The sequence below is a fragment of the Acidiferrobacter thiooxydans genome (assembly GCF_003333315.1).
Taxonomy (GTDB): domain Bacteria; phylum Pseudomonadota; class Gammaproteobacteria; order Acidiferrobacterales; family Acidiferrobacteraceae; genus Acidiferrobacter; species Acidiferrobacter thiooxydans.
On the sequence record NZ_PSYR01000003.1, the window covers coordinates 1 to 14,318 of the forward strand.

Genomic DNA, 14,318 nt, shown 5'->3' on the forward strand with positions numbered 1-14,318 from the left:
GCCTATGAGCAAAAGATCGCTGTTTTGCATGGTTGCGAGCCCCCCTGTCCTTGGTCGTTGTGATTTCGAGCCCGTGCCCCCAATGGTAACGCATAGACCGCCGCGGCGCGCGTTTGGGCCCTGGAAAATCCCTGCGTGAGCGGTTAGTGTGCCTGAAGAAGGCGGCCCCGGGCGCGGTGGCGGCCGATCGAGGCCGGTGGCGGCGGGAGGGACGGTTATGCGCATGGGAATGGTCGGCTTGGGGCGCATGGGCGCCAACATGGCGCAGCGTTTGATGCGTGCCGGGCACGAGGTCGTGGGCCATGCCCGTAGGCGCGCGACCGTGGATAGCTTCATGGCGGAGGGGGGGCTTGGCGCCTATACGCTGGCCGATCTGATCGACAAGCTCCCCGCCCCGCGCGTCGTATGGTGCATGGTGCCGGCCGCCACCGTGGACGCCCTACTTACGGAACTCGTGCCCTTGCTGGCTGCCGGCGATATCGTCGTCGATGGCGGGAATTCCTTTTACCAGGATGATATCTGCCGTGCCGCGAGTTGGCTTCCAAGGGTCTCCATTACGTCGATGTCGGTACGAGCGGCGGCGTGTGGGGTGGCGAGCGTGGCTATTGCCTCATGATCGGTGGGGAGCCGTCGATCATGCCGGTGCTCGATCCGGTATTCCGGGCGCTCGCGCCGGGCACGACCGCCGCCGCGCCGACCCCGGGTCGCGTCGCAGGCCAGGGTTCGGCGGACCTTGGCTATCTGCACTGCGGACCGCACGGCGCCGGTCATTTCGTGAAGATGGTACATAATGGCATCGAATACGGCCTCATGGCCGCCTATGCCGAGGGCCTCAACATCCTGAAGAGTGCCGGTGTCGGTGCCGCCGCCCATGGCCAGGATGCGGAGACCGCACCCCTGCGGCATCCCGAGCATTTTCAGTACGATTTCAATATAGCTGAGGTCGCGGAGCTCTGGCGGCGCGGGAGCGTGGTCAGTTCGTGGCTGCTCGATCTCACGGCGGCGGCCCTACATGATAGCCCCGATCTGTCGGGATTTGCCGGCCGTGTGGCGGATTCCGGCGAGGGGCGTTGGACGGTGCAGGCGGCAGTCGAGGAGGGCGTGCCGGCGCCGGTCATAACCGCCGCCCTGTACGCGCGGTTCGGCTCGCGGGGGCATGCCGATTTTGCCGACCGGGTGTTGGCCGCCATGCGTTATCAGTTTGGTGGACATGTCGAGAAAGGTTGACGACAAGCGGCGTATTGCCGACGTTGGCCACCGGGCGGGACTTGCGTCGGGCCGCGCGCCGCGTTAGGGTCTATCGACAGCCATAGCCGCTTTCGGGCCGTGATGCTCCAGGGAATGGGGTCAGCGGCTCCACGGGAAGTGGCTGGCGCGACTAGGAGGAGACGATCTTGGACGATCGATGGGGTACCGCGCGTGACGAGGGTGTAGGCGGCGCCGGACGGGGGGTCGCGGCGCTTGCGAGCAACGCCCAATGGCGGGCGCTGAAGGACCATTTTGCGCTTGTGAAGGATCTCACCTTGCGCGCCCTGTTTGAGGCCGACCCGGATCGCGGCACGGCGCTGGCCGCCGAGGGCGCCGGCCTCTATCTCGATTATTCCAAAAACCGTGTGACACGTGAGACAGTGCGATTGCTCTGTGACCTGGCGCCGCGCGCGGACTCGAGGCGTGGCGCGATGCCATGTTTCAGGGGGAGCGCATCAACATCACGGAGGACCGGTCGGTCTTGCATGTGGCCCTGCGCGCCCCCCGTGGGACCGTGATCAAGGTGGATGGATGTGACGTCGTCCCGGAGGTCCATGAGGTGTTGGCGCAGATGTCGGCGTTCGCCGACAAGGTGCGCGACGGTAGGTGGACTGGCTATAGCGGCAAGCGCATCCGCACGGTGATCAATATCGGCATCGGCGGCTCCTACCTCGGCCCGGAAATGGCCTGCCAGGCGCTGCGGCCGTTCGCCGATCCGGCGATCGCCGTGCGCTTCGTGGCTAACGTCGACTCCGAGGCGTTGCGTGCTGCGACCGCGGACCTGGACCCCGCGGAGACCCTTTTCATCGTCTGTTCCAAGACCTTTACGACCGAGGAGACCATGACCAATGCGCGCAGTGCGCGCCAATGGTGCGTGGCCGGGCTGGGCTCTGACGCGGCAGTGGCCGCGCATTTCGTCGCGGTCTCGACCAACGCGGCGGAGGTCGCGCGCTTTGGCATCGATGCCGCCCATATGTTCGTATTCTGGGACTGGGTCGGGGGACGGTACTCCCTGGGTTCGGCGGTCGGCCTGGCGCTTATGATCGCCATCGGGCCCGAGCGGTTCCGGGAGATGCTCGCCGGCTTTCGCGACATGGATGAGCACTTCCAGTCGGCGCCGCTCGAATGTAATCTGCCGGTGCTCATGGGGATGCTGTCTGTGTGGTACAACAATTTCCATGGCATGGAGACCCAGGCGATATTGCCCTATGCGCACGGGCTGGCGCGTCTGCCGGCCTATCTGGAGCAGTTGCAGATGGAGAGCAACGGCAAGCACGTCGATCTCGCCGGACGGCCGGTGACCTATCAGACCGGTCCGATCGTGTGGGGCGAGCCCGGGGTCGACGCCCAGCACTCGTTCTATCAGCTGCTGCACCAGGGAACCAAGGCCGTGCCCTGCGACCTGATCGGATTTTGCCGCTCATCCGCCGATCTGCCGGGTCACCAGGACCTTTTGATGGCCAACCTTCTGGCTCAGGCCGAGGCCCTGGCCTTTGGGCGCCCGGCGGCGCAGCTTGCCGAAGAGGGCGTGCCGGCGGCGCAGATCCCCTATCGGGTGTGCGAGGGCAATCGCCCGACCACTATCGTTCTCGGCGAGGCCTTGACGCCGCGTGTGCTGGGCGCGCTCATTGCGCTTTATGAACACAGCGTGTTTACGCAGGGTGTGGTGTGGGGTATCGATTCCTTCGATCAGTGGGGGGTGGAGCTTGGCAAGGTGCTTGCGCGGCGCATCGCCTCCGAGATCCGCGGCGGCATCGGCGAGGGTGCCCACGACAGCTCCACCCGTGCCCTGATCGGCCGTTATTTGGCGCGCCGCACCGGGAGTTGATGCACTATGCGTGGATGAGCGTCCTGCAAGACAAGGCCGGACAAAGGCCGTGGGCGGCGCTGAGCCATGGGATCCACCCTTTCACCACAACATGAGGAAATGCTGTCGATGGATCAGGCCCCCCGATTTGTAAGCCAGCTTACCCGCAACACCCTGGCGCTCATCCTTGCCGGCGGCCGCGGGTCGCGGCTGAAGCACCTGACGATGTGGCGCGCGAAACCGGCAGTGCCGTTCGGGGGCAAGTTCCGGGTCATCGATTTCCCGCTGTCGAATTGCGTGAACTCGGGCATCCGGCGCATCGGGGTCTTGACCCAATACAAGGCCCACTCCCTCATCCATCATATCCAGAAAGGCTGGGGGACCTTGCGCGGGGATTTCGGGGAGTTCGTGGAACTTTTACCGGCGCAGCAGCGTATCGAGTCCTCGTGGTACGCGGGGACCGCCGATGCGGTCTACCAGAACCTCGATATCGTGCGCAATCATGACCCGGATTACGTCCTGATCCTGGCCGGCGATCATGTCTACAAGATGGATTACGGGCCGATGATTGCCCATCATGTGCGCAAAGGCGCAGACCTCACCGTAGGCTGCGTGCATGTCCCACTCGATCGCGCGAGCGATTTTGGGGTCATGGCCACAGACGACATGGGGCGCATTGTGCGCTTCGACGAGAAGCCAGCCGATCCGATACCGACCGTCGCGGGTGGCAACACCGCACTCGCTTCCATGGGAATTTATGTGTTTAGCGCACGCTTCCTCTATGAGCAGCTTGTCAAGGATGCCGATACCAAGGCCTCGCGGCATGATTTCGGGCATAACGTGATTCCCGGGGCCATAGATCGGTACCGGGTCATGGCCTATGCCTTCTCGGGCGATGGCAGTGGACAATCGGCCTACTGGCGCGACGTCGGCACGCTGGATGCCTACTGGGAGGCCAACATGGAGTTGGTCGGCGTGACCCCGGAGCTCAACCTGTATGACACCTCCTGGCCGATCTGGACCTATCAGGAGCAGTATCCGCCGGCCAAGTTCATCTTCGATGAGGATGACGGGCGCCGCGGCATGGCCGTGGACTCCATGGTGTCGGGCGGCTGTGTGATCTCTGGGGCGCGTATCCGTCATTCGCTGTTGTTTTCGGCGGTGCATGCGCATTCCTACGCGGAGGTGATCGATTCGGTGGTCATGGGCAGTGTCGACATAGGCCGGCATAGCCGTATCCGGCGCGCGATCATCGACAAAGGGTGTCGCATACCTGAGGGCAGTGTCATAGGCTGGGATCACGACGAGGACGCACGCCGTTATCATGTGACGCCGGAAGGGGTCGTCGTGGTGACGCCCGAGATGCTGGGCCAGGAATTGCATTATGTCCGGTGATGACCGCTTGAATCTGGTGTTGTGCTGGCACATGCATCAGCCGCAGTACCGGCGCCTGTCCGATGGCCAGTACCAGCAGCCATGGGTGTATCTGCATGCCATCAAGGATTACGTCGATATGGCGGCGCATATCGAGTCGGTGCCAGGGGCGCGCGCCGTCGTCAATTTCTCACCTGTTCTGCTCGATCAGATTGCGGATTATGGGCAACAGCTGCAGGCCTATCTACGCGAGCGCACGCCGCTGCGCGATCCGCTGCTCGCGGCGCTCGCCGGTCATTGGCCGCCGCCTGGGCCGGAGCGCGCGGCGCTCATCGCGGCCTGTCTCAAGGCCAACAAGGCACGCGTGATCGACCGGTTCCCGGCGTTCAAGCGCCTGGTGGCGCTGGCCGCGCCCGTGGTCGCTGACCCCGGGCTTTCCGGTTACCTCGACTGCCATTATCTGCGCGATCTCGTCGTCTGGTATCACCTGGGCTGGTTCGGTGAGACGGTACGGCGCGCGGACGCGCGCATCGCCCCACTTCTGCAAAGAGGTGAGGGCTTCGACGAGGAGTCGGCGATCACCGTGTTGAGGGTGGCGGAGGAGATCCTGACCGGCCTCGTGCCTCGCTACCGGAGGCTTGCCGAAAGCGGACAAGTGGAGCTGTCGTTTACCCCCTACACGCACCCGATCGTGCCGCTTTTGCTCGATTTTGCGGTGGCGCGCGAGGCGCAGCCGGACGTGCGCCTGCCGGTCGCCCCGCACTATCCGGGCGGCGAGGCGCGGGCGCGCTGGCAGATCCGGGCAGGTCAGGAGGCCTTCGCTCGACATTTCGGGTTCGCTGCCGCCGGCTGCTGGCCGGCCGAGGGCGGTCTTAGCGCGCAGATGCTGGCGTTGCTTGATGACGCCGGGATCAAGTGGACGGCATCGGGTGAGCGTGTCCTGCGCCATAGTCTGCAGGCGGGCGGCAAGGACGGCGGCCATGGCCAGTGTCACAGGATCTATGGGGAGCCGGGGCGGACCGTGCGCTGCGTCTTTCGCGACGACGGCCTGTCGGATCTGATCGGGTTTTCCTATGCCGATTGGCACGCCGACGATGCCGTCGGCAACTTGATCTCGCACCTGGAGACCATCGCCCGCGCCGCGCAGCCCGGTCACGCGCCGCTGGTCGCAATCATCATGGATGGGGAGAATGCCTGGGAGTATTACCCCGAGAACGGGTACTACTTCCTGCGTGCGCTCTACGAGCGATTGGTGGCCCACCCACAGATCCATCTCACGACCTTCTCGCAATATATCGATGAGGGCCATGCCCCGGCCATGCTTCCGCCGCTCATCGCCGGTAGCTGGGTGAATGGCACCTTCGCGACCTGGATCGGCAGCCCCGACAAGAACCGTGCCTGGGACATCCTCGTCCAGGCGAAGGCCGACTATGATCGCGTCATGGCCCAGGGTCGGCTGTCACCCGAGGACGCCGAGCGCGCCAGCGAGGCGCTGGCGGTATGCGAGGGCTCCGACTGGTGCTGGTGGTTCGGCGATTATAATCCGCGCGATACGGTGCAGGATTTCGAGCGTCTGTATCGCCGCCACATCGCCGACCTCTATCACATCCTCGGTGAGCCGCCATCTCCGCTTGCCGGGGAGGGGTTCACTCAGCAGGGCGCAGACCGCTCCGAGCGCGGTGGTGCCATGCGTTCGTCCGGGGCGCTATGACGGTTAAGCGGCGCGGCACGCCGGTCCTCGATCGTCGCCGCCTGGGCGTTTTGCTACATCCAAGCTCCCTGCCCGGGGACGGTCTCAAGGGCACCATGGGCGCGCACGCGCGACGCTTCGTGGATGTCTTGGTGGCGGCCGGGGTGAGCGTCTGGCAGGTCCTGCCGCTCGGTCCGCCCGGTGGCGGCTCACCCTACAATAGCCCCTCAGCGCATGCCGGTGATGTCGGACTTATAGACCTCGAAGATCTCGCTGAATGCGGTTGGATCGGGATGGCCGAGGCCCGCGCGGCCTTGGCCGATGCCGCCGCGCGCGAGGTGGCACTCAGCGCCGCCTATCACGGTTTTGCGGTGCATGCGTCGGCCGCCGACCAGGCCGAATTCCAGGAATTCCGTGTACGCCATGCGGCTTGGTTGCCGGATTACTGCGCCTACGAATGCATCAAGGCCCAGTGTGGCGGGGCGCCTTGGTGGCAGTGGCCGGCGGCCCTCAAGGATCGCGATCCGCAGGCACTGGCGGCCTATCCGGGGTCCGATTCCTGCGAGGCGGTGGCGTTCGCGCAGTTTGTATTTTTCCGGCAGTGGCACGCGCTGCGCGGCTATGCCGCAGCGCGCGGCCTGCGTCTTTTCGGGGACATGCCGATCTTTGTCGCCGAGGACAGCGCCGATGTCTGGGCACACCGCGATCTTTTCGTGCTGGATGCCGACGGACGCCCGGAGATCGTGACCGGCGTGCCGCCCGATTATTTCTCGGCGCACGGCCAGCGCTGGGGGAATCCGCATTACCGGTGGGCGCGCATGGCCGCCGACGGCTTTGCCTGGTGGCGCGAGCGGGTGCGCACCCAGCGGGAGCTGTTCGACTGGTTGCGGATAGACCATTTCCGCGGCTTCGTCGCGTCCTGGGCGGTCCCGGCTTCGGCACCTACCGCGGCCGGCGGGGAATGGATGGCGGTGCCCGGCGATGCCTTGCTCCAGGCCCTACAAGAGGCCTTTGGGGATCTCCCCTTGATTGCCGAGGATCTCGGTATCATCACAGACGATGTCCATGCCCTGCGCGACCGCTACGATCTGCCGGGCATGCGTGTCCTGCAATTTGGCTTCGACGGTGATCCCGGGAATCCGCATCTCCCGCACAATTACCAGGCCAACAGCGTGGCCTATACTGGCACCCACGATAATGACACCACGACCGGTTGGTATGCGGCGCTGACCGCGCGCGAACGGACCCTCGTGCATGATTATCTGCCGGATGCCAACGGCGACCCGGCGTGGGCGGTGATGCGCGCGGTCATCGCCTCGGTTGCCGGTCTCGCCGTGGTACCGTGGCAGGACGTGCTGAGTCTTGGCAGTAGCGCGCGCATGAATACCCCGGGGAAGTGCGGCGGAAATTGGGGATTCCGGTTCCATTGGGAGGATGTCGCGGAGGCCATCCCAGCGCGTCTCGCGCGTCTGGCATTTCTGTATGGGCGCACGAATCCGGGCCGCTAATGTTTTATAGAATTAATAATCAATAATATTGTGGTACTCAGCGACGATTGCGCCCCATGGATCAACCAGGGGACGGTGATCGCCTCGCGATCGACACCCTCCCTCTCCGGCATCAATGCTGGGGCCCCTTGCGCACAAACATCGCCCGTCGTAGCAGATCAACCCCCGTTGCAGCGAGCGGTCGAATAGGGGGTCGGGGCCTGCGCCGATGGGTACCTCAGGGTCGATGGCGATGCCCACCGAGGGGAAGGATGTCGGTCGCAGCGCCATGATCGTGGCGCATCGCACCCAGGCCGTACCTGTTACCCACCACCTACGGTGCCGGATTGATCGGCGTACGACGGGAACTGCTGAGGTCTACGGCCCTCTACACAGAGGTAGGCGTCGGCAAGGGGCGGGCGTGGCGTTGGGGCACGGGGGACTGCGTTGGCGGATGGGCGGGTCAGATCACTGGATGCCACGCGCGGACTCGCGGCCGTGTCGGTGGTCTTGTCGCACTATGTGCTGGTCCTGGCCGATGCCGGCCGACGCCGCTATGCGCACGCTTATCATACCCTGCAATGGCTGTCTTATACCCCGCTTGGACTGGCCTGGGCGGGCCGCGCGGCGGTGGTCTTTTTCTTTGTATTGAGCGGCTATGTGCTCTACATCATGTGGGAGCGTGGCGGTCTGAGCTATGGCGCCTATCTCAAAAAGCGCGTCGTGCGCCTTTATCTGCCCTACGCCGGGGCGGTGATTCTCGGCATCCTGGGCGCCGCCTTCCTGTATACCGGACCGTTGCCGGGGCTGGGCCCGTGGATCAACAAGTTCTGGTCCTGGTCGCCGAATGTAAGCTCACTCTGGGAGCACGCCGGTTTCGTGGATGCCTTCAATTCGGATCGCTACGACTTCACGATCTGGACGCTCGTGCAGGAGATGCGGGTCTCGCTCATCTTTCCGCTGATCGTCGTGTGGGTGAGGCGGTCGGCGTGGACCGTGGCCTGGCTGCCCTTTGCGGCCCTGGCCGTCGCGACTATCTTCGTGCGCGGCGCGGCATCGGCTGCGGGCGGGGCGTGGGCGGCGACGGTCATGGGCGGAGGGCTTACCGCCTATAGCGATACGGTCTATTATCTCGCGCCGTTTGCGTTGGGCGCCCTGCTCGCCTGTCACAGGGATGCGGTGAAGAGGCGTTATCTTACGCTATCATCGGGACGGCGACTCATCCTTGGGGTGCTGGCCTTCGCGCTCTATTTTTACGGATCGCGCACCCTGGCTGTGCTCGGCGATCACCGCATGTTGGTCCACGACTGGCCGACCATGATGGGGGCCGCCCTGGGACTCGTGGTGATCGCCTATGAACCCGCCGTCAAGGCGCTGCTCGACCACCGCGTCTTCCAGTATCTCGGGCGCATATCCTACAGTCTCTACCTCTTTCACCCGCTCGTGCTTCTCGCGGCGCTCCATTTGTTCTATGGACATATCGCTCTCGCGCCCTTGCTGGCGGGCACCTTCGTGGCCACGCTATTGACGGCCGATATGGCCTACCGCTGGCTGGAGCGACCGGCCGCGCGCATGGCGCGGGCCTTGGGAGAGGGGGTGACGGTGCGCCGGACCGGGGTCTCCGCCTCATCGGATTAGAGGCAGCCGGCATGGGTCGCGCGCACGCAACTGTTGCTGGGACGCGGCGCGGGCAAAAAGATAGGAAAGAAGGGCCGTGGCGCCCGTGGGGCGCCACGGCCTTGTGACTACTGGCGCAGCATGTGCAGCACGCGGGCCCGCAGTGTGGGGTCGGCGTCGACCTGCCGGACGAGGTTGTTGTATTGCGGCAGAGTGAGGTGCTGCCCCTTGATGGCGGCGATCATGGACTGCTGCGCGCGCACCTGGATCCCGCGGGCCGCGCCCGGCTGCCCCTTCATCGCCTGCAACTTTTTGGCGTAGGCGGCGCGGATCTGCGAGACATGACGAATGGCGGTCACGAAGTGTTTCAGGGTCGTGTGGCCGATGCGCGGCATGGCCGTGGCCCCCGGCGGCGGCATATGCGCGGTGGCGGCAGCGGGCGCCTGGGTGGCGGCAAACGCGCTTGCGGAGGCGAGTGTGATCGCGGTCGTCAGGGCGAGGCGCAGGGCGGTTCGGGATGACTCCATCGTGATGTCTTTCCTCGATTGATTGGCTCGCCCAGGGAGTGCAATGCCCGTGCCAGCCGCCCCGTCTGCCGCCGTCTGCGGGGTGAGGGGCGCGGTTGTGCGCCGGGACGCGGGTGCGCGGTGGTCGCCGAGCGCGACACTTTCGGTGCGCGCCTGTGTCGAAACGACACATGAGGCGGTAATACAGAGGCGTCATGCCACAGGTCGTGGGCGTGGTGCCAGGGGGGAGGAGGCATGCAAGGATCAAAGATCCTGATAGTGGATGAGAGTGATATCGCGCGTACGCAGCTAGAGCAGGGACTGTCGGACGCCGGCGCCGTGGTGCAGACGGCGGCGAGCGCCCATGATGCCTTGGCGCTCCTGCCGCGCTGGCCGGCGGATCTGGTGGTGAGCGGCCTGCCATGGGAGGTCGGCAGCATGGCCTTGTGTGCGGGGATACGCGCCGCGGCAAGGCCACCGGCGTTCATGATGCTGTCGCCGCGGCCCGCGGCGCCGGTTGCGGGCGATGGGCACGACGGGGGCCCGCGTCGTGCCGAGGGTGCCGCCCTGCCGGCGGCCGTTGTCCAGGCCCACGAGGCGCTGGGCTTGTCTGCGGCCGGCGCGCGTCGATCGTCGCCGCCCGTACCGGACGTCCTGCGGTTTCACGGAATGCTCGGATGTGGCACGGATATGCGGGCGCTGATCGAGCGCCTGGTACGCGCCGCGCGTGTCGATGTGCCGGTACTGCTGAGTGGGCCGAGCGGCACCGGCAAGGAGCTTGCGGCACGCGCGATCCATGGTGAGAGTGCGCGCCGCAAGGGCCCCTTCGTAGCCGTCAATTGCGGAGGGGTACCCGAGTCTTTGTGGGAGAGCGAATTTTTCGGTTATACCGCCGGGGCCTTCAGCGGCGCGAATCGCAGCCGCGAGGGGCTGTTTGCCGCAGCCCACGGTGGGACCTTGTTTCTAGACGAGATCGGGGAGATGCCCCTGGTTGCCCAGGCCAAGCTTCTGCGCGCCCTCGAGGGCGGGTGGATGCGGCCGGTGGGGGCGGTGCGCGAGCATCAGGTGGATGTGCGTATCGTCGCCGCCACCCACCGAAACCTGGCGCTGGCGGCCGCGCGCGGGCGTTTTCGCGATGACCTCTTGTATCGCCTTGATGTGCTGACTGTGAGCCTGCCGGGCCTCGCCGGTCGATGTGATGACATCACAGTCTTGGCGCGGCACTTCCTGCGCGCGTGCCATACGGAGATGGGTAGTGCCGTAGACGGTTTCGAGACCGAGGCCTTGCATGTGCTGCACGGCTATGCCTTCCCGGGCAATGTCCGCGAGCTTCGCAACATCGTCCAGTCGGCGGCGGCGTTTGCGCGTGGCCCGCGCATCGGTGTCTGGGATCTGCCCGAGCGCGTGTGTCGTCCCGATGGTCGGGCGCAGGGTCCGGTGGCGTGCGCCACGCCCCCCGACCAGGCCGGCACGAGCGATCTCGTGACCCTGGAGGAATGCAAGCGCGCCTACGTGCACGAGGTCCTGCGGCGGGTGCGTGGCAATAAGCGGGCGGCGGCGCGTATCCTCGGGATCGAGCGACGCACGCTCTATCGCTGGCTTACGCCATCGTGACCGGGATACACGCCTGCCCCATCCCCGGCGGTTCCAAACCGGGGATGCAGGTGGGCCGATCACGCCGGCGACTATAACCACACCATGCAGCCGAGCTCGAAACGATGGGCGAGCAGGGCGTGGTAGGGGTAGGCGCGGATACGAAGCGTCTGGAATCCCGATGTCCGGGGCTCGTGGTCGAGACGAAAGACGAGGCGCCCCTCGCCATCGACGCCGTCTGCCACGAACGGCGCCTGATCGCGGAGCAGCACCTCGCCTAGGTCGTCGCTGGACTCGAACAGGCATTCGACGATGAGGTCGTCCGGGCGCAGGCCGTTGCCGTGGACGAGTACCGTAAGGTGCAGGGATTCGCCAACCTTGACCGCTTCAGGGATGTCCTGGCCGCGCTCGAGACGCACCCCGCTCCAGGCGCTGCTCACCTGCCGCTTCCAGCGTGCCAGCGCGCGCCCTCCCGCGGCCTCGTCGGCCGCCAGCTGCCGCGCATGGCCGGCGGCCTTGCGATAATAGTCGCGCGCGTATTCGAGCACCATGCGTTCGGCATTGAAGACCGGCATGGCGCGCCGCATCGCCGCTTTGGACATGGCGATCCACGATCGGGAATAGCCGTGCTCGGCGGCATTGAAATAGAGAGGCACGACCTGCTGCTCCAGGATATCCAGCACCTCCGCGCTCTCCTCTCGGGTGCGCTGATCGTTGTCGATCGGACCCTTGTGCGGACAGATGCCCCAACCGTTGTCGCCGGCATAGCCTTCACCCCACCAGCCATCAAGGACGCTCAGATTCACGACGCCGTTGATGGCAGCCTTTTGTCCCGATGTGCCGCTCGCCTCCAGGGGATACTCCGGGGTGTTCAGCCAGACATCGACGCCGGTCACGAGCCTTCGCGCGAGCGCGAGATCGTAGCCCTCGATCAGGATAACCTTGCCCTCGAATTCCGGGCTGCGTGAGAACTCGTGGATCAGGCGGATCAGGTTTTGACCCGGGTGGTCATGAGGGTGGGCCTTGCCGGCAAAGAGCAGCAGCACCGGCCGATCTGGGTCGTTCAAAAGGCGCGCGAGCCGCTTGGGGTCCTCGAACAGCAGGCCGGCGCGTTTGTAGGTCGCAAAGCGCCGCGCAAAGCCTATGACAAGCGGTGTCTTGGCGTCGGGCTCCAGTTGCCGCGTAAGTCGCCGGATCACGCCCTCACCTGCCCCGTTCCGCCGATGTTGGCGGGTGACGCGCTTTTGTACAGCCTCCAGCATCGCGCCCTTCAGGGACTGGTGGACGCTCCAGTAGCTGTGGTCAGGAATGGTGTCGATGCGCGCCCAGTAGTCGGCCTCGGTGAGCTTGTTGCGCCACTCGCTGCCAAAGCGTACGTCGAACAAGCTGCTCCATTCGTGGGCAAGAAAGGTTGCCACATGCACGCCGTTGGTCACATACCCGACGGGGTTTTCCATCCATGGGATCTGCGGCCAGACGTAGGCCTCCATACGCGAGGCGACCCCGCCGTGGATGCGACTTACGCCATTGTGCAGACGCGATGCGCGCAGGGCGAAGGCGGTCATGTTGAATCCACCCTGACTTATAGGGCTCGATCCCAAAGACTTCAGTTCATCCAGGGTGATCCCAAGATCGGCGACATAGGGTTCGAGGTAGCGCCCGAACAGTTCCTGGTCGAAGATGTCATGGCCGGCAGGTACGGGTGTATGGGTGGTGAACACCGTGCCGGCCGCCACGACCTCCATGGCGCTGTCGAAATCCTGGCCTTGGGTCGTGAGTTCGCGGATACGCTCTATGATCTGGAAGGCGGGGTGGCCCTCGTTGATATGCCAGACGGTGGGCGCAAGACCCAACGCGCGCAGCGCGCGTACGCCGCCTATGCCCAGGACGATCTCCTGACGCAACCGGGTGTCGCGGTCGCCACCGTAGAGTTGGCAGGTGATGCCACGGTCGGCGCTAGTGTTTTCTGGGACATCGCTGTCGAGCAGATAGAGGCGGATGCGCCCGGCCGCCACGCGCCACACCTTAAGTGCCACAAGGCCCCCGGGAAGGGTGACCGACACCCGCAGCTCATGCCCCTCATGGTCGCACACCGGCGTCACCGGGAGATCAGCGAGCAAGGCCGGCGCGGTGCCGACGATCTGGTTACCCTGCGCGTCTATGGTCTGGGTGAAGTACCCCTGCCGGTACAGGAGACCCACGGCGACGAACGGGAGGCCCAGGTCGCTTGCCGCCTTGCAGTGGTCGCCGGCCAGTATGCCAAGGCCGCCGGAGTAGATCTGCAGGCTCTCGTGGAGACCGAATTCGGCGCAAAAGTAGGCGACAAGATCGGTCCGCGGGTCGATGTCCGTCCGTTTGGAGGACAGGCGCACGGCGTGGTAGGTGTCGTATATGGACAGGGCGCGCTGATACTCCTCCAGAAACAGCGGATCCGCCGCGGCCTCGTCGAGCCGCGATTGCGCGACACGGCGCAGCATGAGTTTGGGGTTGCGCCCGCACTGCTCCCAGAGTCTCGGGTCGAGGCGCACGAACAGCGCGCGGATGGATCGGTTCCAGCTGTAGAGAAGGTCAGCTGCGAGCTCTGTGAGGCGCGCCAATCTTTGCGGAATGAGCGGCTGGACTTCCAGGGGATAACGGGTACCGGGCACGTGATGACCTTTTGTGTGATCGTTGGGGTAGGTGACCTGATTCGTTCAGACTGGCCTGCAGGTATTATGCCACAGGTGGCGCATGGCCCTTAACCGTGTAACGCGACAAGAAGCTTAGCGCTTGCGCGGACACGAAATATCGCACTCGTATCATACAACTGTCGCCGATGGCAGGCGCCTTTGGCGGACCCGGCTTGGTGCATAAATACCGATCACCGCGTCTGTGCGCGTCTTGTGCCTGACGGCGACCGCATCTCGGACCGACCCGCCCTGGTGCTCATGACCATCCTATGGGCATCGAAAAGATGATGCTTACCGGCCCTGAGGGGGATGGGCTGCGGACGTTTC

Annotated in this window: 7 protein-coding genes and 2 pseudogenes; 7 read left to right on the plus strand and 2 right to left on the minus strand. The window is 65.2% G+C overall.

The features are described 5' to 3' along the window. Positions 1–217: 217 nt before the first annotated feature. The 6 genes and pseudogenes from gnd (at position 218) to C4900_RS15570 (ending at position 9,244) form a co-directional block, all read left to right on the plus strand. Positions 218–1,227: pseudogene (gnd, locus tag C4900_RS15545) on the plus strand (phosphogluconate dehydrogenase (NAD(+)-dependent, decarboxylating)). Between the two features lie 260 nt (positions 1,228–1,487). Next, positions 1,488–3,076 (plus strand): annotated as a pseudogene (pgi, locus tag C4900_RS15550) (glucose-6-phosphate isomerase). 108 nt (positions 3,077–3,184) lie between these two features. Next, positions 3,185–4,450: a glucose-1-phosphate adenylyltransferase gene (gene glgC / locus C4900_RS15555; protein ID WP_065970961.1), complete on the plus strand. Its 1,266-nt coding sequence runs from the start codon at positions 3,185–3,187 to the stop codon at positions 4,448–4,450. Then, positions 4,440–6,140 (plus strand): glycoside hydrolase family 57 protein, encoded by a 1,701-nt coding sequence (locus tag C4900_RS15560; RefSeq protein WP_065970888.1) that lies wholly within the window; start codon positions 4,440–4,442, stop codon positions 6,138–6,140. The genes glgC and C4900_RS15560 overlap by 11 nt, the downstream gene beginning before the upstream one ends. Beyond that, positions 6,137–7,627, plus strand: a complete 1,491-nt coding sequence (gene malQ, locus C4900_RS15565) for a 4-alpha-glucanotransferase (protein ID WP_065970887.1) — start codon at positions 6,137–6,139, stop codon at positions 7,625–7,627. Before C4900_RS15560 ends, malQ begins: the two co-directional genes overlap by 4 nt. A gap of 426 nt (positions 7,628–8,053) precedes the next feature. Continuing rightward, the gene (locus C4900_RS15570) at positions 8,054–9,244 is read left to right on the plus strand and encodes an acyltransferase family protein (RefSeq protein ID WP_065970885.1); all 1,191 of its coding nucleotides are present in this window, start codon (positions 8,054–8,056) and stop codon (positions 9,242–9,244) included. 107 nt (positions 9,245–9,351) lie between these two features. On the opposite strand, the gene C4900_RS15575 is transcribed toward C4900_RS15570, so the two are convergent. Beyond that, entirely contained in the window at positions 9,352–9,750 is a 399-nt protein-coding gene (locus C4900_RS15575) for a DUF4168 domain-containing protein (RefSeq protein ID WP_065970883.1), read from the minus strand. 234 nt (positions 9,751–9,984) lie between these two features. Between C4900_RS15575 and C4900_RS15580 the strand changes: the two genes are divergently transcribed. Next, on the plus strand, positions 9,985–11,343 hold the full coding sequence (locus C4900_RS15580; RefSeq protein WP_065970882.1) for a sigma-54-dependent transcriptional regulator: 1,359 nt from the start codon (positions 9,985–9,987) through the stop codon (positions 11,341–11,343). A gap of 71 nt (positions 11,344–11,414) precedes the next feature. Here C4900_RS15580 and glgP read toward each other — a convergent pair whose 3' ends face one another. Then, on the minus strand, positions 11,415–13,970 hold the full coding sequence (glgP, locus tag C4900_RS15585; protein ID WP_065970881.1) for an alpha-glucan family phosphorylase: 2,556 nt from the start codon (positions 13,968–13,970) through the stop codon (positions 11,415–11,417). Positions 13,971–14,318 lie beyond the last annotated feature (348 nt).

Excerpts from the sequence above, each read along its gene's own strand:
- malQ (WP_065970887.1), top strand. The coding sequence starts at position 6,137 with ATGACGGTTAAGCGGCGCGGCACGCCGGTCCTCGATCGTCGCCGCCTG.
- C4900_RS15580 (WP_065970882.1), top strand. The coding sequence starts at position 9,985 with ATGCAAGGATCAAAGATCCTGATAGTGGATGAGAGTGATATCGCGCGT.
- C4900_RS15560 (WP_065970888.1), top strand. The coding sequence starts at position 4,440 with ATGTCCGGTGATGACCGCTTGAATCTGGTGTTGTGCTGGCACATGCAT.
- C4900_RS15575 (WP_065970883.1), bottom strand. The coding sequence starts at position 9,750 with ATGGAGTCATCCCGAACCGCCCTGCGCCTCGCCCTGACGACCGCGATC.
- glgC (WP_065970961.1), top strand. The coding sequence starts at position 3,185 with ATGGATCAGGCCCCCCGATTTGTAAGCCAGCTTACCCGCAACACCCTG.